The sequence below is a fragment of the Thermomonas fusca genome (assembly GCF_005862345.1).
Taxonomy (GTDB): domain Bacteria; phylum Pseudomonadota; class Gammaproteobacteria; order Xanthomonadales; family Xanthomonadaceae; genus Thermomonas; species Thermomonas fusca.
Genome location: NZ_SROY01000002.1, coordinates 309,018 through 328,461, shown reverse-complemented (window position 1 = coordinate 328,461; position 19,444 = coordinate 309,018). Strand labels below are relative to the sequence as shown.

General features: G+C 68.8%; 17 protein-coding genes. 8 read left to right on the top strand and 9 right to left on the bottom strand.

Translation table 11 applies throughout. The features are described from left to right. Position 1: 1 nt before the first annotated feature. Entirely contained in the window at positions 2 to 1,663 is a 1,662-nt protein-coding gene (locus E5S66_RS05770) for an amidohydrolase (RefSeq protein ID WP_138348319.1), read from the bottom strand. 114 nt (positions 1,664 to 1,777) lie between these two features. Here E5S66_RS05770 and E5S66_RS05765 point away from each other — a divergent pair, with 114 nt between their 5' ends. The 5 genes from E5S66_RS05765 to corA all read left to right on the top strand — a co-directional run bounded on the left by E5S66_RS05765 (position 1,778) and on the right by corA (position 6,453). Further along, positions 1,778 to 2,755, top strand: a complete 978-nt coding sequence (locus E5S66_RS05765) for a PhoH family protein (RefSeq protein ID WP_138348317.1) — start codon at positions 1,778 to 1,780, stop codon at positions 2,753 to 2,755. Between the two features lie 9 nt (positions 2,756 to 2,764). After that, the gene (ybeY, locus tag E5S66_RS05760; protein WP_138348315.1) at positions 2,765 to 3,247 is read left to right on the top strand and encodes an rRNA maturation RNase YbeY; all 483 of its coding nucleotides are present in this window, start codon (positions 2,765 to 2,767) and stop codon (positions 3,245 to 3,247) included. A 75-nt stretch (positions 3,248 to 3,322) separates the two neighbouring features. Next, on the top strand, positions 3,323 to 4,201 hold the full coding sequence (locus E5S66_RS05755; protein WP_138348313.1) for a CorC family transporter: 879 nt from the start codon (positions 3,323 to 3,325) through the stop codon (positions 4,199 to 4,201). Further along, positions 4,188 to 5,426, top strand: a complete 1,239-nt coding sequence (locus tag E5S66_RS05750) for a lipoprotein N-acyltransferase Lnb domain-containing protein (RefSeq protein ID WP_138348311.1) — start codon at positions 4,188 to 4,190, stop codon at positions 5,424 to 5,426. Before E5S66_RS05755 ends, E5S66_RS05750 begins: the two co-directional genes overlap by 14 nt. Before the next feature lie 31 nt (positions 5,427 to 5,457). Beyond that, complete coding sequence (corA, locus tag E5S66_RS05745; protein ID WP_138348309.1) at positions 5,458 to 6,453, top strand: magnesium/cobalt transporter CorA; 996 nt, start codon at positions 5,458 to 5,460, stop codon at positions 6,451 to 6,453. On the opposite strand, the gene E5S66_RS05740 is transcribed toward corA, so the two are convergent. The 4 genes from E5S66_RS05740 to E5S66_RS05725 form a co-directional block, all read right to left on the bottom strand. Next, positions 6,450 to 6,629 carry a hypothetical protein gene (locus E5S66_RS05740; protein ID WP_083960981.1) on the bottom strand — a complete coding sequence of 60 codons (180 nt, stop codon included), beginning with the start codon at positions 6,627 to 6,629 and terminating at the stop codon, positions 6,450 to 6,452. The two genes, corA and E5S66_RS05740, sit on opposite strands and share 4 nt — an antisense overlap. 51 nt (positions 6,630 to 6,680) lie before the next feature. Further along, positions 6,681 to 7,934: a DUF819 family protein gene (locus tag E5S66_RS05735; protein WP_138348307.1), complete on the bottom strand. Its 1,254-nt coding sequence runs from the start codon at positions 7,932 to 7,934 to the stop codon at positions 6,681 to 6,683. 124 nt (positions 7,935 to 8,058) lie between these two features. Then, entirely contained in the window at positions 8,059 to 10,125 is a 2,067-nt protein-coding gene (locus E5S66_RS05730; protein ID WP_138348305.1) for a S9 family peptidase, read from the bottom strand. Positions 10,126 to 10,184: 59 nt separating this feature from the next. Continuing rightward, complete coding sequence (locus E5S66_RS05725; RefSeq protein WP_138348303.1) at positions 10,185 to 12,155, bottom strand: OPT family oligopeptide transporter; 1,971 nt, start codon at positions 12,153 to 12,155, stop codon at positions 10,185 to 10,187. Between the two features lie 201 nt (positions 12,156 to 12,356). Here E5S66_RS05725 and E5S66_RS05720 point away from each other — a divergent pair, with 201 nt between their 5' ends. After that, positions 12,357 to 14,366 (top strand): M13 family metallopeptidase, encoded by a 2,010-nt coding sequence (locus tag E5S66_RS05720; RefSeq protein ID WP_138348301.1) that lies wholly within the window; start codon positions 12,357 to 12,359, stop codon positions 14,364 to 14,366. Positions 14,367 to 14,429: 63 nt separating this feature from the next. Here the strand turns inward: E5S66_RS05720 and E5S66_RS05715 are convergent, their stop codons facing one another. Both E5S66_RS05715 and E5S66_RS05710 read right to left on the bottom strand, forming a co-directional pair. After that, positions 14,430 to 15,101 (bottom strand): rhomboid family intramembrane serine protease, encoded by a 672-nt coding sequence (locus E5S66_RS05715; protein WP_138348300.1) that lies wholly within the window; start codon positions 15,099 to 15,101, stop codon positions 14,430 to 14,432. 41 nt (positions 15,102 to 15,142) lie between these two features. Beyond that, positions 15,143 to 15,481 (bottom strand): MGMT family protein, encoded by a 339-nt coding sequence (locus E5S66_RS05710; RefSeq protein WP_425472171.1) that lies wholly within the window; start codon positions 15,479 to 15,481, stop codon positions 15,143 to 15,145. A 47-nt stretch (positions 15,482 to 15,528) separates the two neighbouring features. On the opposite strand from E5S66_RS05710, the gene E5S66_RS05705 reads away from it, so the two are divergent. Continuing rightward, complete coding sequence (locus E5S66_RS05705) at positions 15,529 to 15,939, top strand: hypothetical protein (RefSeq protein ID WP_138348296.1); 411 nt, start codon at positions 15,529 to 15,531, stop codon at positions 15,937 to 15,939. Positions 15,940 to 16,023: 84 nt separating this feature from the next. Here E5S66_RS05705 and E5S66_RS05700 read toward each other — a convergent pair whose 3' ends face one another. Together E5S66_RS05700 and E5S66_RS05695 are read right to left on the bottom strand one after the other, a co-directional pair. Further along, complete coding sequence (locus tag E5S66_RS05700) at positions 16,024 to 17,145, bottom strand: inorganic phosphate transporter (protein ID WP_028838925.1); 1,122 nt, start codon at positions 17,143 to 17,145, stop codon at positions 16,024 to 16,026. Positions 17,146 to 17,158: 13 nt separating this feature from the next. Beyond that, a complete protein-coding gene (locus E5S66_RS05695) occupies positions 17,159 to 17,785 on the bottom strand; it encodes a DUF47 domain-containing protein (protein WP_138348294.1) in 627 nt (208 codons plus the stop codon). Positions 17,786 to 18,089: 304 nt separating this feature from the next. On the opposite strand from E5S66_RS05695, the gene E5S66_RS05690 reads away from it, so the two are divergent. Beyond that, positions 18,090 to 19,409, top strand: a complete 1,320-nt coding sequence (locus tag E5S66_RS05690) for a hemolysin family protein (RefSeq protein ID WP_425472170.1) — start codon at positions 18,090 to 18,092, stop codon at positions 19,407 to 19,409. Positions 19,410 to 19,444: the final 35 nt, after the last annotated feature.

Below are 19,444 nucleotides of genomic sequence, written 5' to 3'. Positions count from 1 at the left end.
GCTACGGCTTAGCCGCCTCGTAAACCGGCTTGCCGTCCACATAAGTCGCCTTGACCGTCAGCGTGCGCAGGGCCGCATCCGGCACTGCCAGCGGGTCTTCGGCCAGCACCACGAAATCGGCGCGCTTGCCGGCGGCAAGGCTGCCGACTTCCGCCTCGGCGAAACCGGCATAGGCGGCCTCGAGGGTGAAGCCGCGCAGCGCTTCGAAGGCGGTCAGCTTCTCGTCCGGGTACCAGCCACCCGCCGGCAGTCCGTTCGCATCGGCGCGGCTGACCGCGGCGTACAGACCCAGCCGCGGGTCCACCGATTCCACCGGGAAGTCCGAACCCAGCGCCAGATGGGTGCCGGCATCGCGCAACTGGCGCCAGGCATAGGCACCAACGATGCGTTGCGGCCCCACCCGATCCTCCGCCCACGGCATGTCGCTGGTGGCGTGGGTGGGCTGCATCGAGGCGATGACGTGCAATTGCGCCAGCCGCGGCAGATCCTCGTGCGAGAGGATCTGCGCGTGCTCGATGCGCCAGCGGTGGTTGCCGGCGGCGTCCTTGCCCAGCTCGCGGGCGTAGGCGTCCAGCGCGATCCGGTTGCCGCGGTCGCCGATGGCATGGGTAGCCACCTGCACGCCGCAGCGGTGCGCCTTGGCCACCGCGGCAGCCACCTCCTCGGGCGACATCACCAGCAGGCCCAGGTTGCCGTGGTCGTCGCTGTAGTCGGATAGCATCGCCGCGCCGCGGCTGCCCAGCGCGCCATCGGCGTACAGCTTGACCGCGCGCATCTGCAGGCGGCCGGATGGGTGCCGGTAAAGGCCGTTGGCGCACAGGGATTCCAGCGCGGCGGCATTGCCGTCGGCCATCGCATAGACGCGCAGCGGCAGCTGGCCGCGGTCGGCCAGGCGCTGGTAGCGCTGCAGTTCCACCAGCGGGATGCCGGCGTCGTGCACGCCGGTGAGGCCGTGCTCGACCGCCGCGCGCATGCCCAGCTCCAGCGCCTTTTCGGCGGTGGCTTCGCTGGCGGCGGGCTGGGCGGCGTCGACCAGCGCCATCGCGTTGTCGATGAACACGCCGGTCGGCTGGCCCTTGTCGTCGCGGCGGATGCTGCCGCCATCCGGCTGCCAGTCGCCGGACAGGTCGCGCTTCACCGCGCGCATCGCGGCGCTGTTGGCCCAGCCGGCGTGGCCGTCGATGCGCGACAGCCAGACCGGGCGGTCGGGGAATGCGGCATCCAGGTCGGCGGCGGTCGGGAACGCCTTCTCCGGCCAGTCGTTCTGGTCCCAGCCGCGCCCGATCAACCATTCACCGGGCTTCAGTTCCTTCTCCTTGACCCGCAGCCGCTCCACGATCTCGGCCTTGCTGGCGGTGTCCACCAGGTCAGCGGTGAGCATCGCCCAGCCAAGCCCGGACATGTGGCCGTGGGCGTCGATCAGACCGGGCACCACGGTGGCGCTGCCCACGTCGAGCCGCTTCGCACCAGGATGGCGCGTCAGAACTTCCTTCGCGTCGCCGACGTCGAGCACCTTCCCCGACGCATCGAAGGCCATCGCCTGCACCTGCGGGCGCGCGGCGTCCATGGTGTGGATGCGGCTGGCGGTCAGCACGGTGACATCGGCGGCCCACAGCGGTATGGCCGCCAGCGCCAGCAGCACGGCACAGGTGAGTTTGCGCATCTTGATTCCCGGGTAAAAACAATCCTGCAACAATGCGGCAAGCCGCCGGCGGGAGGCAAGCCGCGCTGCCGCAACGTGGCGGGCGGGCGCCGGTCGCGCTACCCTGCGCGGTCTATGCCACACCGCGATTTCACCCTCGAGCCGGACGACATCGAACGTCTGGCCAACCTGAGCGGGCCGTTCGACGCCCACCTGCGCCTGATCGAGCTGCGCCTTGGCGTTGCCATCGCCAATCGCGGCGGCGTGTTCCGCATCGAGGCGGAGGATGCCGATGCGGCCGCGCGCGCGGAATCCTTCCTGCGCCAGCTCTACGAGGACGCCGCCGACGAGCCGCTGGACGAGCACGCCGTGCACCTGCGGCTGGGCGCGTTCGCGGGTGACGAACCCGCACCCGCGGCGCCCGCAAGCCAGACGCCGGAAGACATCGCGGTGCGGGTCAAGCGCGGCACCCTGCGCGGGCGCGGCGCCAACCAGCGCAGGTACCTGCACGAAATCGCCAGCCATGACATCAACTTCGGCGTCGGCCCGGCCGGCACCGGCAAGACCTTCCTTGCCGTGGCGATGGCGGTGGATGCGCTCAACCAGTCGCGGGTGCAGCGGCTGATCCTGGTGCGGCCGGCGGTGGAGGCCGGCGAGAAGCTCGGCTTCCTGCCCGGCGACCTGACCCAGAAGGTCGACCCCTATCTGCGCCCGCTGTACGACGCCCTCTACGAAATGCTGGGGGTGGAAAAGGTGGCGCGGCTGCTGGAGCGCAACGTCATCGAGATCGCGCCGCTGGCCTACATGCGCGGACGCACCCTGAACGATGCCTTCGTGATCCTCGACGAGGCGCAGAACACCAGCATCGAGCAGATGAAGATGTTCCTGACCCGGCTGGGCTTCGGCAGCACCGCGGTCATCACCGGCGACCTGACCCAGATCGACCTGCCCAAGCACCAGAAATCCGGCCTCAAGGACGCGGCGGAGGTGCTGCACGGCGTCGAGGGGGTGAGCTTCACTTTCTTCGAGGCGCGCGACGTGGTTCGGCACCCGCTGGTGGCGCGCATCGTCAACGCCTACGAGGCGCGCGATGCCGGCAACGGACAGGCGTAGGATGCGCCCATGACCAAGGGCCCGATCCGTCTCGATGTCGCCGTCGGCTATGCCGCGCCGCGCGCCGGCGTGCCTGCCGCGGTGAGCTTCCGCAAATGGGTGGCGGCTGCGCTGGAAGGCCGCATCCGAGAGGCCGACCTGGCCATCCGCATCGTCGACGAAAAGGAAGGCCGCGCGCTCAACCACCACTATCGCGGCAAGGATTACGCCACCAACGTGCTCAGCTTCCCGGCGGAGCTGCCGGAAGGCCTGCCGAAAGGCGTCAGGCTGCCGCTGCTGGGCGATCTGGTCCTGTGCGCGCCGGTGGTCGCCCGCGAAGCACAGGAACAATCCAAGCCGCTGGGCGCGCATTACGCCCACCTGACCGTACACGGCTGCCTGCACCTGCTGGGCTGGGACCACGAGGACGCGCAGGAAGCCGAGGCGATGGAGCAACTGGAGCGGGAGATCCTGGCCGGCCTGGGCCTGCCCGATCCCTACCTCGACGCCTGAAACGCACCGTTCCTGCCGCTTCCACGCGGATTCGCTAGACTCCCCACCGTTGCAACCACGAGGCCCCCACGCCCCATGTCCGAGGACGACAGTCGGCTCCCGGCCGACTCTGAAGAAAAACCCGCCGAAAAACCGCACCGGTCCTGGCTGGAGCGCATCAGTGCGGCGCTGTCCGGCGAGCCGACCAGCCGCGAGGACCTGATCGAGTTGCTGCGCGACGTGCAGGCCGATGGCCTGATCGGCCCCGATACCCTGCGAATGATGGAAGGCGCGGTGAACATCGCCGACATGACCGTGGGCGACGTGATGGTGTCGCGCTCGCAGATGGTCGCGCTGCCCGCGGACGGCAAGTTCCTCGACCTTATGAAGCAGGTGGTGGAATCCGGCCACTCGCGCTTCCCGGTGCACGGCGAGGACAAGGACGAGATCCTCGGCATCCTGTTGGCCAAGGATCTGCTGCGCGGGGTAGTGGCCGACAACGGCCCTGCCAGCATCCATGAGCTGCTGCGCCCGGTGGTGCTGATTCCGGAATCCAAGAACCTCAACGTGCTGCTGCGCGAGTTCCGCCAGTCGCGCAACCACATGGCCATCGTGATCGACGAATACGGCGGCGTGGCCGGGCTGGTCACCATCGAAGACGTGCTGGAGCAGATCGTCGGCGACATCGACGACGAGCACGACGATGCCGCCGACGAGGGCGTATTGATCGCGGCGCAGGCCGACGGCCAGTTCGTGGTCGATGCGCTGACCCCGATCGACGATTTCAACGAGCGTTTCGGCGCCGACTTCGCCGAGGACGAGTACGACACCATCGGCGGCCTGCTCACCGCCGCCATCGGCCACCTGCCGGAAGCCGGCGAGGAGCTGACCCTCGGCCGTTTCACCTTCCGGGTGGCCCGCGCCGACGCGCGCCGGCTGCTGGCGCTGCACGTGGGCGTGCATGCGGAACCGTAGCGTGACCGCTCCCGCGGTGGCGGGATCGGCGCGCCTGAGGATGGGGATCGCCAGGCTGCTGTTGGCCGCCGTTCTTTTCGCCTGCCTTGTCGGCAACGCACTGGCGCAGGCGCCCCCTGCCCCGCGCATCGGCGTGGTGACGATGGGTCCCGGCGACATTTTCTGGGAGCGTTTCGGCCACGACGCCATCGTGGTCGACGACCCCACGCAGCCCGGACCGGTCAGCTACAACTTCGGCTTCTTCGACCTGCAGGAGGACGGCTTCGCCCAACGCTTCGCCAAAGGCGAGATGCGCTACCTGCTGGTGGCGCTGCCGCTGGAAGAAGACCTGGCCTACTACCGCGAGGTCGGACGCGGCGCGAGCCTGCAATGGCTGGACCTGGAGCCCGCACAGGCGCGCCGGCTGGCCGCCGACCTGGCCGAGAACGCCAAGCCCGAGAATGCGCGCTATCGCTACGATTACTACACCGACAACTGCGCCACGCGGGTGCGCGACGCACTCGACCGCGCGCTGGACGGGCGCCTGCGCAAGCAGCTGGAAGGCCGCTCCAGCGGCGACACCTACCGCAGCGAATCACTCCGCCTGGCCGCGCCCGCGCCGTTGATGTGGCTGGGTTTCGACATCGCCATCGGGCCATTCGGCGACCGCGCACTGACCCGCTGGGAGCAGGGCTTCCTGCCGCGCCGGCTGGCCGACGATCTGCGCAAGGTGACCCGCGCCGACGGCCGCCCGCTGGTGGCGGCGGAGGTCGAGCTGCTGCCGCAGCGGCAGGCCGCCGAACCGGTCGAGCATGCGCAGCCACTGTGGCCGTGGCTGCTGGCGGGCACCACCCTTGCACTGCTCGCGCTGGCGCTGGGCAGGCGCTACCCGCGCACGCTGGCCGGACTGGCCGGCGGCTTCTGGTTGCTGTGCGGGTTGCTCGGCGCGGTGCTCGCGCTGAGCTGGGCGTTCACCGAACACCGCGCGCTATGGACCAACCGCAACCTGCTGCTGATGGACCCGCTGTGCCTGCTGCTGCTGCCCGGTGCCTGGGCGCTGCTGCGCGGGCGCATGCCATCGAAGCGCTTCCGCGCGCTGCTGCTGGCGGTGGCGGTGCTGGCGGCACTGGCCTGCCTGCCGCTGTGGCTGCAGGCGGTGCCACAGCGCAACGGCCACTGGATCGCCCTGCTGCTGCCGCTGCATCTGGCGTTCGCGCGGCTGTGGTCGCGTCCTGTCCGCGCTTGATGGCCCGGATCCGCGCAGGCAGGATGCGGCGATGAGCAGCCCGCCCCTCCAACCCGCCTGCGTGGTCAACTGCGCCGCCTACGACCGCAGCGGCCAGCGCCGGGACATCACCCTCGAGCAGATCAGCGACGTGCTCGCCGTCGACGACGGCAGCTTCGTCTGGGTGGGCCTGTATGAGCCGGAGGAGTCCCTGCTCGACGCGCTGCAGGAGGAATTCGGCCTGCACGACCTGGCGGTGGAGGACGCCCACCATGCGCACCAGCGACCCAAGCTGGAGCCCTACGGCAGCACTCTGTTCATCGCCGCGCATACCGCGCAGCGGATCGATGGCCATGTGCGCTTCGGCGAGACCCACGTCTTCATCGGCCCGCGCTTCCTGATGACGGTGCGGCACGGCGCCTCCCTCAGCTTTGCGCCGGTGCGGCAGCGGCTCGAGCGCGAGCCGGAGGTGCTGGCGCACGGACCCAGCATCGCCCTGCACGCGGTGCTCGACTTCATCGTCGACAACTACCAGCCGATCGTCTCCGACTTCGAGGCCGAGCTGGACGCGCTGGAACAGGATGTGTTTGCCGAAAGCTACAAGCGCGGCACCATCAAGCGCCTGTATGCGCTGCGCAAGGAATTGACCCAGATGCGGCTGTCGGTGGCGCCGATGCAGGACATCCTGTCCCAGCTGATCCGCACGCCGGTGTTCGCCATCCCCGACGACGTGAAGCCCTATTTCCGCGACGTGCTGGACCACGCCGCGCGCGTCGGCGACAGCATCGACACCCTGCGCGAGATGGTGGCGGCGGCGATGAACGTGAACCTCTCGCTGGTCACCGTGGCGCAGGGCGAGATCGTCAAGAAGCTGGCCGGCTGGGCCGGCCTGCTGGCCGCGCCGACGCTCATCGCCAGCTGGTACGGGATGAATTTCCAGCACATGCCGGAACTGCAGGGCCGCTACGCCTATCCGGTGCTGATCGGCGTGGTGGCGCTGTTCTGCGTGCTGCTGTACCGCTACCTGCGGCGGATCGGCTGGCTCTAGCGCGAGGGGGCCGAGTCCCAGCCATGGTGGCGACGATCCTTGCCGCTGCGCCGCTCGCCGCGATCAAGGTCGAAACGGATCATCTCCCGACGCTCGGCGTTGATACGGCGTTCGCCGCGACGGCGCTCCGGGCCGGTGTAGCCGACGCGGTACTGTGGTTCCCTGGAATGAAACATCGGCCTCTCTCCCTGGCGGTACAGCCGCCCCCATGACGGGCAACGAAGTTTTCAGCCGGCGCCGGCCAGCGAGCGCAGCATCAGCCCGGTGAAATAAGCCAGCACGGTGCCGGTGGCATAGCCCAGCGTACCCAGCAGCGCGCCCACCGGCGCCAGCGAGCGATGGAAGGCCGAGGCCACCACCGGCGCACTGGCCGGGCCGCCGATATGGCTCTGCGAGCCGATCGCGAAATAGAAGAACGGCACGTTCAGCAGCCGCCCGACCAGCCACAGCAGGACGATGTGGATGCCCAGCCAGACCACACCGAGCAGGAACAGCAGCGGCTTGTCGAATAGCGCGCCGATTTCCATCTGCATGCCGATCGCGGCAATGAGGAAATACAGCAACAAGGTGCCGATGGTCGACGCGCCGGCGCCTTCCAGCGCGCGCGCGCGGGTGAAGCTGAGGCCCAGGCCGGCCATGGTGCACAGCCCGATGATCCACACGAACGGCTGGTCCAGGCTGACCGTATGCGCCCAGCCGACGTTGGCGCCGAACCACGCCGACAGCGGGCCGGCCAACGCGTGCGCCAGCCCGACCGCGCCGAAGGCGATGCCCACGATCACCATCATGTCGGCCAGGGTCGGGATCCGCTCGTGCTGCGCGCGATAGGCCTCCACCCGCTGCTTCAGGTCGTCCAGCGCAGTGGTGTCGGCGCCGCTGCCGGCGTCGATGCGCGCGGCGCGCTGCGCCATGAACAGCAGCAGCGCCATCCAGGCATAGCCCACGCCCACGTCGACCACCGCGAACTGGCCGAAGGTGGTGGCGTCGACGTCGAAGATCTCCTTCATCGCCATCATGTTGGCGCCGCCGCCGATCCAGCTGCCGGCCAGCGCCGCCATCCCGGCCCAGGTGTCGCCGGCCATGGTTTCCGGCGCGATCGCGCGCATCGCCAGGAACGACAGCACCGCACCCAGCATGATGCTGGCCGAGGTTGCCGCGTACATCGCCAGCAGCTTGGGCCCAAGCCGCAGGATCGCCTTCAGGTCCACCGACAGGGTCAGCAGCACCAGCGCCGCCGGCAGCAGCACCCGGCTGGCAACCGGGTTGTAGAGCTGGCTGTTGGCGCCGTCGATCAGGCCGACCGAGTTGTAGATGCCCGGCAACAGGTAGCACAGCAGCAGCGGCGGCACGATGTTGTAGAAGCGCTGCCAGCCGCCCGGCCTGGACGCGGTCCAGAACACCAGGCCCAGCGTGCCTGCGATCAGCCCGAAAATGACGATGTCGTTGTCGATCAAGGGGGCGGGGAGTACCGCTGCCGTCATGCCTTGGATTTCCTGTGGGTTGCCTGCGGCACCAGCTCGCCGCTGCCGCCATGCCTGTCGTGCGCGGGTGTGGATGGCCCGGGCACGCCGCTGCGGCGAACCCGGGCCTTGTGCTGTTGCCGTTTTACTGGCCGATGTGCTGCTTCAGCCAGGCGTTGACCGTGTCGTGCCACTGCACGCTGTTCTGCGGCTTCAGCACCCAGTGGTTCTCGTCCGGGAAGTACAGGAACTGCGACGCCACGCCCTTGCGCTGGTTGGCGGTGAACAGCGCGATGCCCTGCTCCACCGGGATGCGGAAGTCCTGCTGGCCGTGGATCACCAGCATCGGCACCTTGAAGTTGGCGACATGGTTGGCCGGGTTGAACTTCTGGTAGCCGGCGGGGTTGTCATACGGCGTGCCGCCGTTCTCCCACTCGCTGAACCAAAGCTCCTCGGTGGCATAGCCCATGGCGTTGTTCTCGAACACGCCGTCGTGGCTGACCAGGCACTTCCACGGCTGGGTCCAGTTGCCAGCGATCCAGTTGACCATGAAGCCGCCGTAGCTGGCGCCCAGCGCGCAGGCCTTGCCGCCGTCGAGGAAGGCGTACTTCTGCTGCGCCGCGGCCCACCCCTTCTGCAGATCTTCCAGCGGACGGTCGCCCCAGTGCCCGCTGATCGCGTCGGTGAACTTCTGGCCGTAGCCGGTGCTGCCGTGGAAGTCGATCATCACCACCGCATAGCCCTGCCCCGCATAGGTTTGCGGGTTCCAGCGATAGCTCCAGCCGTTGCCGAAGCTGCCCTGCGGGCCGCCGTGGATCAGGAAGGCGACCGGGTATTTCTTCCCGGGTTCAAAGTTCCAAGGCTTGACCACGTAGCCGTGCACGGTCTCGCCGCTCCAGCCGATGAAGTTGAACTGCTCGAACGCACCCCAGGCCACGTCCGGCAGCATGTCGCCGGCGCTGGGGGTGATGGCGCGGATCGGCGCCTTGCCGTCGGCGCTGGTGGTGGCGATGACATCGCCGGTCTTCAGCGTGTTGCGAGAGAACGCCAGGGTCGGACCGGCCAGGTCGAAGGCCGAGACGCTGCCGTCTTTCACCACGCTTTCCACCTCGCCATTGGCCAGCGAGACGCGGAACAGCGGATGCTGGCCCAGCTCCTGCGCGGTGGTGTAGATCCACTTGCCGTCGGCGGACAGGGTGATCCCGTCGGCGGAGGCATCCCAGCGCGGCGCGATCTCCTTCGTCTTGCCGGAGGCGATGTCCATCGCCATCAGCGCGAAGCGATCGGCCTCGAAGCCCGGACGCGCCATCGCGCGGTAATACAGGGTCCTGCCGTCGGCGCTGAACACCGGGCCGGCGTCCCAGGCCTTGTTGGCGGCGGTGACGTTGCGTGCGCCGCTGCCGTCGACATTGACCAGCCAGAGGTCGAAGTTGGTGCTCCACGGCTCCTCGCGGTTCGACTGACGCACGCTCATCGCCACCGACTTGCCATCGGGCGACCAGGCGAAATCACCCAGGTCGCCGAACGGCTTGGACGGGATATCGCCATGGATGTCGCCGCTCAGCAGCGTGGCCGAGGTCAGCATGGCATCGCCGCCCAGCCTGGCTGCGAACACACGGTTGAGGCGACCGTCGTTCCACGCGTCCCAGTGGCGGATGAACATGCGTTCGAACAGCAGGCCGGTGCTCTTGCGGGCAGCCTCGTCGTCGAGCTTTTTCTTCGTGCAGCCAAGATCGGCCCTGCAGTCCGGGAACACGGCCAGCGCCAGCGCCACCTGCCTGCCGTCGGGCGACAGCTTGTAACCGTCCACGTCGAGCGCGAAGTCGGTCAGGCGCTTCGCTTCGCCGCCGGCCGCGGGCATCGCGTACAGCTGCATCGAGCCCGACTTCGCGCTCATGAAGTACAGCGTCCCGCCGTCCGGGGAGAACGCCGGCGAGTTCACGCTCCAGCCTTCCGGCGACACCTGCTTCGGCGGCGCGTTGTCGCGCGTCGCCAGGTTGCGCATCCACAGGGTGGTGGCCGACTTGTTCGTCTCCTTGTCGACCACGCGCTTGGCGAACACCAGCACGCGGCCGTCCGGCGACAGCGTGGGCGCGGAATGGCGATCCATGTAGGCCATGTCACGCACTTCGAAACCGCGCTGGGCGGCATTCGCGGCGACGGGCAGCGACAGGGCAAGGGCGAGCGGGAGGATGGCGTGGCGAAGGTTCATGGCGATGGTTCCATGCAGCTGAAAATGGGGACGCCCGCGCTGGCGCGGGCGTCGATGGATCAGGCGTTCGGGTTGGCCTTGGCGCCGGTGCGGTACAGCAACCAGGCGACCAGCGCGAGCACGGCCAGGCCGACGTATTTGCCGAACTGCAAACTCTCCGGCGCGGCAATCACGTCGGCGCGGCCGGACAGCACGATCGGGATGGCGATGAAGATGCCCATCAACGCCTCGCCGGTGATCAGGCCGGCGGCGAACAGGGTGCCGGGGCGATGCAGGCGGTCGCGTGCGGCTTCATCGTGGGTGCCGACCATGCCGTGGCGCTTCTCGACCAGATACGCCAGCAAGCCGCCGAGGAAGATCGGCACCATCAGTTCCAGCGGCAGGTAGATACCGATGGCCGCGGCCAGCACCGGCACGCGGAAGGTCTTGCCGGTGGCCTTCAGCCATTCGTCGAGGGCGATGATGGCCGCGCCGACCACCGCGCCGATGCCGATGACCGTCCACGGCAGTTCGCCGCCGAACATGCCCTTGGCCACCGAGGCCATCAGCGTGGCCTGCGGCGCCGACAGCGCATTGGGATGCTCGGGCGTCGGCGCGCCGATGCCGTAGGCCTGCGCCAGCAGGTTCAGCACCGGCGCCATGATCAGCGCGCAGGAGAACGCGCCGATGCCCAGCATCAGCTGCTGCTTCCACGGCGTGGCACCGACGATATAGCCGGCCTTGAGGTCCTGCAGGTTGTCGCCGCCGACCGCCGCCGCGCAGCACACCACCGCACCGATCATGATCGCGGCGACTGCGCCCAGCGGCGCGCCGGAGGCGCCCACCGCCATCTTGCCGCCCTCGCCCAGCAGCACCAGCAGCACCGCGGAAGCGAACAGGATGGTGGCGATGGTGATCCCGGACACCGGGTTGTTGGAGGAGCCAACGAGGCCGGCGAGGTAGGCCGACACCGACACGAACAGGAAGCCGGCGACGATCATGATGATCGCCATCGGGATGCTCACGCTCCACATGCCGACGATCGCCTGGTACAGCAGCAGCAGCGGCACCACGAACGCGACCAGCGCCACCAGCATCCACTTCATCGGCAGGTCGCGCTCGGTCTCGGCCACCTTTTCGCCACTGCCCTTGCGCGCAGCGGCGATGCCGCTCTTCACCCCGGACAGCAGCGACTTGCGCAGCGAGAACAGCGTCCACACGCCGCCGATCAGCATCGCGCCGACGCCGAGGTAGCGGATCTTCGCCGACCAGATGGCGCCGGCGATGTCTTCCGCACCCGCGCCTGCAATGCTGGTGGCCAGCGCCGGGTCGGTGTCGAGGAAGAACATGTGGTACAGCGGGATGGCGATGTGCCAGGACAGGATCGAGCCGGACACCACCACGATCCCGATGTTGAGCCCGACGATGTAGCCCACGCCCAGCAGCGCCGGCGACAGGTTGGTGCCCATGTAGCCCAGGTACTTGCCGAAGAAGCCGGCGCCCGCGGCGGTATCCGGGATCAGGCGCATGCCGCTGGCGGCAGCGGCCTTGATCAGCCCGCCCAGCGTCGCCGACAGGGCCAGTATCTTCAGGCCGGGGCCGGGGTTCTCACCCGCCTTCAGCACTTCCGCGGCCGCCTTGCCTTCCGGGAACGGCAGCGGCTCCTCGACGATCATCGAGCGCCGCAGCGGCACCGAGAACAGCACGCCGAGCAGGCCGCCGAGGCCGGCGATCGCCAGCACCCAGGAATATTTGAAGTCGTCCCAGTAGCCCAGGATGATCAGCGCCGGGATGGTGAAGATCACGCCCGCCGCGATCGACGAACCCGCGGACGCACCGGTCTGCACGATGTTGTTTTCGAGGATCGTGCCGCCGCCGAGCAGCCGCAGCACGCCCATCGAGACGACCGCTGCGGGAATCGCGGTGGCGATGGTCAAGCCGGCGAACAGGCCGAGGTAGGCGTTGGCGGCGGACAGGATCACCGCCAGAACGATCGCCAGGATCACCGCACGCAGGGTCAGCTGCGGCACGGCTTTGACAGGGTTCGACATCGGACATCCTCGTCGGGAAGGCAAGCGACGAAACCTAGCCGCTGCCGGGCGGCAAGTCCAGTGCAGCAGGTTCCGGCCCGCGCCACCAACACGCAGGCGGGCGCCCCGGCACCCGGTGAAGTCGCGCTGAACCGGCGTCGCCGGCAGCGTCGGAACCCGCTGCTAAACTCGGGCGCTTCCCCCGCGAACGAGATCCGCCGCATGCCGACACCGCGCCCGCTTGCCATCGCCCTGGTCATCGCCCTTGCCGCCGGACTGGCCTCGCCCGCCGGCATGGCCGCGAAGAAGAAGCCGGCGTCGAAGAAAGCAGCGACGCCCCCGGCCTGCACCGATTTCTATGCCGAAGCCAACAAGGGCTGGCTGGCCGCCAACCCGATGCCTTCAAGCGGTGCCATTTCCGCGCTGGGCCAGCTCACCGCGCGCGCGCAGCAACAGCAGCGCGACCTGCTGGACGCGGCCATGAGCGCGCCGCAAAACAACGTGCAGAAGCTGCTGGGCGACTTCTGGGCCAGCGGCCTGGACGAAGCGTCGGTGGAGCGCGACGGCGCCGCGCCGGTGGCGCCGCTGCTCAAGCGCATCGATTCGATCCGCAAGCCGAAGGACATCGCGCCGGCCATCGCCGCGCTGCATCATGTCGGCATTCCCGTCGCCTTCCATTTCGGCGCCGACATCGACCTGCGCGACCTCGACCGCCACCTCGGCTACTTCAGCCAGGGCGGCCTGGGCCTGCCCGACCCCGCCTACTACACCCGCGAGGACGCCGATACCAAGGCGCTGGTCGCACGCTACGCCGATTACATCCGCAAGATCCTCGCGCTGACCGGCGTGGCGCAGAAGGACATCGAAACCCAGACCGCGCTGGTGCTGGACCTGGAAAAGCGCATCGCCAGCCTGGCGCGCCCGCTGGTGGACCTGCGCGATCCGCGCAATACCTTCGCGCCGGTTGCCACCGCCGGGCTGGGCAAGCAGTACCGCAACCTGCAGCTGGATGCGTTCCTGCAGGTGCAGGGCGTGAACGACGACACCGTGTCGCTGGCCAACCCGGCGATGTTCGCCCAGCTCGACGCGCTGGTCGGTTCGCTCAAGCCCACCCAATGGCAGGCCTACCTGCGCTGGCGGGTGGGCGATGCGATGGCGCCCTATCTGTCGAAGTCCTGGCGCGAAGCCGCGTTCGGTTTCCGCGGCAAGGTGCTGCTGGGCCAGGCCGAACCCGCGCCGCGCTGGCAGCAGACGCTGGATGCGATCAACCTGGCCGCCGGCCCGATGCTGGGCCGCGAGTACGCCGCCGCGCACCTGCCGGACGCCACCCGCAGGCAGGCCGAAGCCATCGCCGACCAGGTCCGCGACGCGTTGGTGCAGCAGGTGGCGGGCGGCAGCCTGCTGGGCGAGGCCGCCAAGGACGAGGCGCGCAAGAAGCTCGAGCGCCTGCGCATCGAAATCGGCACCCCGCGCTACGATCTCGACTACACCGTGCAGCCGATGGGCCGCGGCAGCTTCGGTGGCAACATGCTGATCGCCTCCACCTGGCGCCATCGCCAGGAGATGAAGCGGATCGGCAAGGGCAACGCCAACCGCCGCTGGGACGTGCTGCCGCAGCAGCCGGCGCTGGCCTACGACCTCGCCCACAACCGCCTGATCGTGACCGCCGCCATGCTGCAGGCGCCGGTGCTGGACGCGGCGATGCCGGCCGATGCCCAGTTCGGCGCATTCGGCGCGCTGGTCGGCCACGAGCTCAGCCACGCCATCGATGGCCGCGGCCGCCATATCGATGCCAAGGGCGAGATCCGCGACTGGTGGAGCCCCGCCGAAACCGGCGCCTGGGAGACTCTGGCGCAGAAGGTGACTGCGCTGTACGCCGGCCTGCCCTATCCCGGCCTGACCGGCACCCGGGTGGACGGCGCGCTCACCCGCGATGAAAACATCGCCGACCTGGCTGGCCTGGAACTGGCCCATGCCGTGCTGGTTGCGGCGCGGCCGGATGGCGGCGCACAGGCGGACAAGGCCTTCTACACCGGCTGGGCGCAGCTGTGGGCGCAACAGGTCACCCGCGACGAGGCCGAGATCCGCGCCCGCCAGGACGTGCGCGCGCCGGGTCCGTGGCGCGCCAACGCCGCGGTGATGCAGCAACCCGCCTTCGGCGCCGCCTATGCCTGCAAGGCGGGCATGCCGATGCAGCCGAAGCCGGAAGACCGCGTGGTCATTTTCAACTGAGTAAACCCGGGGCGGGAAGCGGCCCGGAGCGGGGTTCCGGGGCTCCCCCCACGCGCCGGCGCCTCAGCGCACGATGCGCATTTTCGGCCCGCCCCGGCCACCGCGCCCGCCGAACGGCGGCTGGCCGCGCCAGTGGCGAATCAGCAGCCAGCCGAACAACATGCCGCCGAGGTGGGCAAAGTGGGCCACGCCCGGCTGCAGGCCGGTGATGCCCACGCCCAGTTCGAACAGGCCATAGACGATCACCAGCGTGCGCGCCTTCATCGGGATCGGCGGGAACAGCAGCATCACCCTTTGGTGCGGGAACAGCATGCCGTACGCCAGCAGCAGCCCGAACACGCCGCCGGATGCACCGATGGTGGGATAAGGGTCGGCGCCCTGCGCCAGCGCATAGGAACCGACCAGCAGCTGGCAGACGCCGGCGCCGGCCACGCAGACCAGGTAATAGGTGAGGAAGCGGCGCTCGCCCCAGGTGTATTCCAGCGGCGCGCCGAACATCGCCAGCGCCAGCATGTTGAAGGCCAGGTGCATGAAGCCACCATGCAGGAAGCTGTAGCTGAGCAGCTGCCAGGGCATGAACGCGGGCGCCATGCCGGCCGGGTCGAAATCGACATCGCCCCACGGCCACAGCATCAGCGCGACCAGCCGCTGGTTGCCGAGCAGCCACTGCAGCAGGAAGCCGACGCCGTTGGCGATCAGCAGTGCCTTGGTGACGCGGGGAAGATTGAACGGCATCCGTGCGGCTTTCCGATTACATTGCAGCGCATCATAGCCGCTCAGCGCGGCGCCCACAGGGCCGCATCCAGCGTCCCTTCATCCTCCGGCATGCGAACCCGACCGTTGCGGGGCTCGACGCCATCGGCACGCAAACGCCGGCATTGTTCGGCGAACTCCGCCGATTCCGGCGGGAACGCGATACGCCCGTCGGAACGCAGGATGCGGTGCCATGGCAGCCCCGGATCCTCGTTCTGGCCGAGGATGCGCGCGACCAGCCGCGCCCGTCCGGGCAGGCCGGCGCGCCGCGCGATGGCGCCGTAACCGGCCACCTGCCCGCGCGGCACCGCGCGGATCGCGGCCAGGATGCGTTGCTCGGGCGTGGTCGGCGTCGATTTCATGTTCCGGGTTAGCATAGCCCGACACCCCTCGCCGATCGCCGCCCGCCATGAACAACTTCGAGCAGATCCGCAGCCACCTGGTGTCCTCCGGTTACCGGCTGACCTTGCTGGACCCGTTCGTGGCCTGCGTGGAGCTGTCGCTGGCGCAGGGCAAGCGCCACCAGGCGATCTTCCTGGCCGAGCTGCAGGACGACGACGACCGCAACTACCTGCGGGTCAGCACTGCGATCGCGCCGACCACCGGCATGGACGCCCGCCGCGCGCTGGCATTCAACTGGCAGAGCCGGGTCGGCTATCTGGCGGTGGGCGAACTGGACGGCGTGCCCTACCTGCAGCTGTGCGAGAACCGCCCGTACGACTGCCTCAACGCGGCGGAGATCGACCGTCTGGTGCTGGAAATCGGTGGTACCGGCGATGAGATGGAGCGCCGCATGTCGGCCGGCGGCGACCTGCTGTAGGCATCGCCCCCTGCGGCAACGAAAAAACGCCGGCACTGGCCGGCGTTTTCCGTTTTGCCGCTATCCGGCGGTCGCAGTGCAGGCTCAGGCCCAGCCCAGCGCCTCCAGCAGGCGCAGCAGCCCGTAGGCGATGCCGCCCGCGGCCGGGATGGTCAGGATCCACGCCCACACGATCCGCTCGATCACGCCGAACTTCAGCGCACGCGGGTTCTTGGCGAAGCCCACGCCCATGATCGCGGTGGAGATGCTGTGGGTAGTGGACACCGGCATGCCGAAGTGCGCCGCCACGGTGAGGATGGTGGCCGAACTGGTTTCCGCGGCGAAGCCGTTGATCGGGTGCAGCTTGACCATCTTGTGGCCCAGGGTCTTGATGATGCGCCAGCCGCCCGACGCGGTGCCGGCCGCCATCACCAGCGCGCAGGCCAGCACGATCCAGGTGGCGATGTCCTGCTCGCCGGCATTGCCCGGATGCAGGAAGCCCAGCCAGCCCGGCAGGTCGTCCAGCGCGCCGCTGGCCTCGGCGCCGAACAGGGTCAGGGCGATGATGCCCATGGTCTTCTGCGCGTCGTTGTGGCCGTGCGCATAACCCATGTAGGCCGCCGACAGGATCTGCGCCTTGCCGAAGAACTTGTTGACGAAGTTCGGCCGTGCCAGCCGCCCCAGCCATCCGCCGGCCCGCGACAGGCCGGCGATCAGCGCCCACAGCGCCACCATCACCAGCATGCCCAGCAGGAACCCGGCCAGCGGCGAACTGATCATCGGCACCACGACCTTCCACAGGATGCCCTTGTTCTGGGTCCAGTCGCCAAGGGTCTTCGACCAGATCAGCGCGTTGAAGTCGTTGTGCGACGCCGCCAGCGCCGCGCCGATCAGGCCGCCGATCAACGCGTGCGAGGACGACGACGGCAGGCCTTTCCACCAGGTGATCAGGTTCCAGACGATCCCGCCCAGCAGGGCGCACAGGATCACCTGCGAGGTCACCTGCACGACTTCGGTGTCGATCAGGCCGGAGGCGATGGTCTTGGCCACCGCGGTGCCCATCAGCGCACCGATCAGGTTCGTTGCCGCCGCCAGCATCACCGCCTGCGCCGGCGACAGCACCTTGGTGGCCACCACCGTGGCGATGGAGTTGGCGGTGTCGTGGAAGCCATTGATGAATTCGAACACCAGCGCGGCGAAAATCACCACAAGCACAAGCGTCAGCATGACGTCGGTCCCGTCAGCTGTTCTTGAGGACGATCTGGTAGGTCACCACGCCGGCCTCGCGGCAGCGGTCGATGGCCTTTTCCAGGATCTCGAAGAACTCCTTGAGCAGGAACATCTGCAGGCTGTCGAGCTTGCCGGAATAGATCTCCCGGTACAGCTCCAGCATCAGCCGGTCGGCCTCGTTCTCGATCGAACGCAGCTTCTCGTTGAGCTTGGTCATGCGGTCGAGGTTCATCCGCTCCAGCTCGTCCACCATCTGCACCACCACCTCGGCGGCCTGCTCCAGCATCGCCGCGCGCGGGGCGAAGTCGATGTGGGCCAGATGCTCGGTGGCCAGCGCATAGCGGTCGGCGAACTTCTCGATCTGCTTGGGGATCTTGTGCAGCGCCGAACCCAGCGCCTCGATGTCCTCGCGCTCGATCGGAGTGATGTAACTGTCCACCAGCGCCTGGCTGATCTTCTCGGCGGCGGTGCGCTCGCGCAGGCGCGCCAGCTTGAAGGCGTCCAGCGCGGGTTGGCGGTCACCCTCCCTCATCATCGCGTGCAGCGCCTTGGCGCTGTCGTGGGCGGCGGTGGCCGCGTCGTCCAGCAGCGAGTAGAACTGCGCGCCGGAGCCGAAAATGGTTTGCAGGGAGAACATGGGTGGTGGCCCCGGGTCTGGAGTTGAGGTGAAGATGAAAAAACGGTTGCAAAGATAATGCGCAATTATGACGCCCGCGTAACAGCTTGGCACTGACCCCCCGCGCCCGGGTTCCCGCACGGGCAGAGGACGGAGCCGCCACCGCGGCCTGTTATGATGCCCCCGCGCTCCGGCGCAGCCCATGGACGATCATCCTCCGCCGCCGTCATGCCCCTGCCCTAGCCGCGCATCCTGCCGCGGCCGACGCGCCGTGCCCCGCCCGGCTTCCCCGCTCCATTCCCCCGCCTGCGCCCGGTAACGCCCCGTGCTGGAACTGCTGCTGATCGTCCTCGCCCTGATCCTGCTGAACGGCTTCTTCGCGCTGTCGGAGATGGCCGTCGTCACCTCGCGCAAGGGGCGGCTGAAGCAGCAGGCCACCACCAGCCGGGGCGCCCACAAAGCACTGGAACTGGCCGAACACCCGGAACAGTTCCTGTCCACCGTGCAGGTGGGCCTGACCCTGATCACCATCCTCACCGGCATGCTCGGCGGCGAGGCGCTGGGCGCGCTGATCGGCGAATGGCTGGCCAGGGACGCGCCGACCCTGGGCGAATATGCCCGCCCGCTCGGCACGGTACTGGCAGTCGGCCTGATCACTTACCTCAGCATCGTGCTGGGCGAACTGTTGCCGAAGCGGCTGGCGCTGCTGGCGCCGGAACGGCTGGCCGCCGCGGTGGCGCTGCCGATGCACTGGCTGTCGCGGCTGGCAAGCCCGGTGGTGTGGCTGCTCAGCGCCACCGTGCGCGCGCTGCTGCGGCTGCTGCGCGTCGACGGCCGCGACGGCTCGCAGATCACCGAAGAGGAAATCCAGCTACTGGTGAGCGAAGGCCACGAACAGGGCGTGTTCGACCTCGACGAGCGCAACATGCTCAACCGGGTGATGCGCCTGGGCGACCGCACCGCCGACAGCCTGATGACCCCGCGCACCCGCATCGCCTGGCTGGACGCCTCCGCGCCGCTGGCGGAAAACCTGACGACGATGCAGGAACACGAATACTCGCGCTACCCGGTCTACCGCGGCGACGACAGCGACGTGGCCGGCGTGCTGGAAGTGAAAACCCTGCTGGACGAACTGGGCAGGCCGCAGCCAGAGCTGTTCCGCGACCTGCGCCCGGCGCTGTTCGTGTCCGAATCCACCCACTCGATGAAGCTGCTGGAGATCCTGCGCGAGGAACAGCAGTCGCTGGCGCTGGTGGTCGACGAATACGGCGATATCCAGGGCATGGTGACGGTCAGCGACATCGTCGACGCGGTGATCGGCCGGCTGAAAACCGCAGGCGCGGGCGACGATGACGAGGAAGCGCTGGTGGTCACCCGCGACGACGGTTCGCTGCTGGTGGACGGCGGCCTGCACGTGGACGAGCTGCGCGAGCTGACCGGCGAGCGCCTGGCCGACGCCGACGAACTGGAATACCGTACCGCCGCCGGCCTGGTGATCGCGCGCTTCGGCCGTATCCCGCACGTGGGCGAGCACTTCCGGATCGGCCCGTGGCGGGTCGAGGTGGTGGACCTGGACGGGCCACGCATCGACAAACTGCTGCTGCAGCGCGACCCCCAGCAGCCCCGCATCGAAGGCGACGGCTGAGGCACGGGCCGCGCGAGCGCGCAATGCCGCGCGCC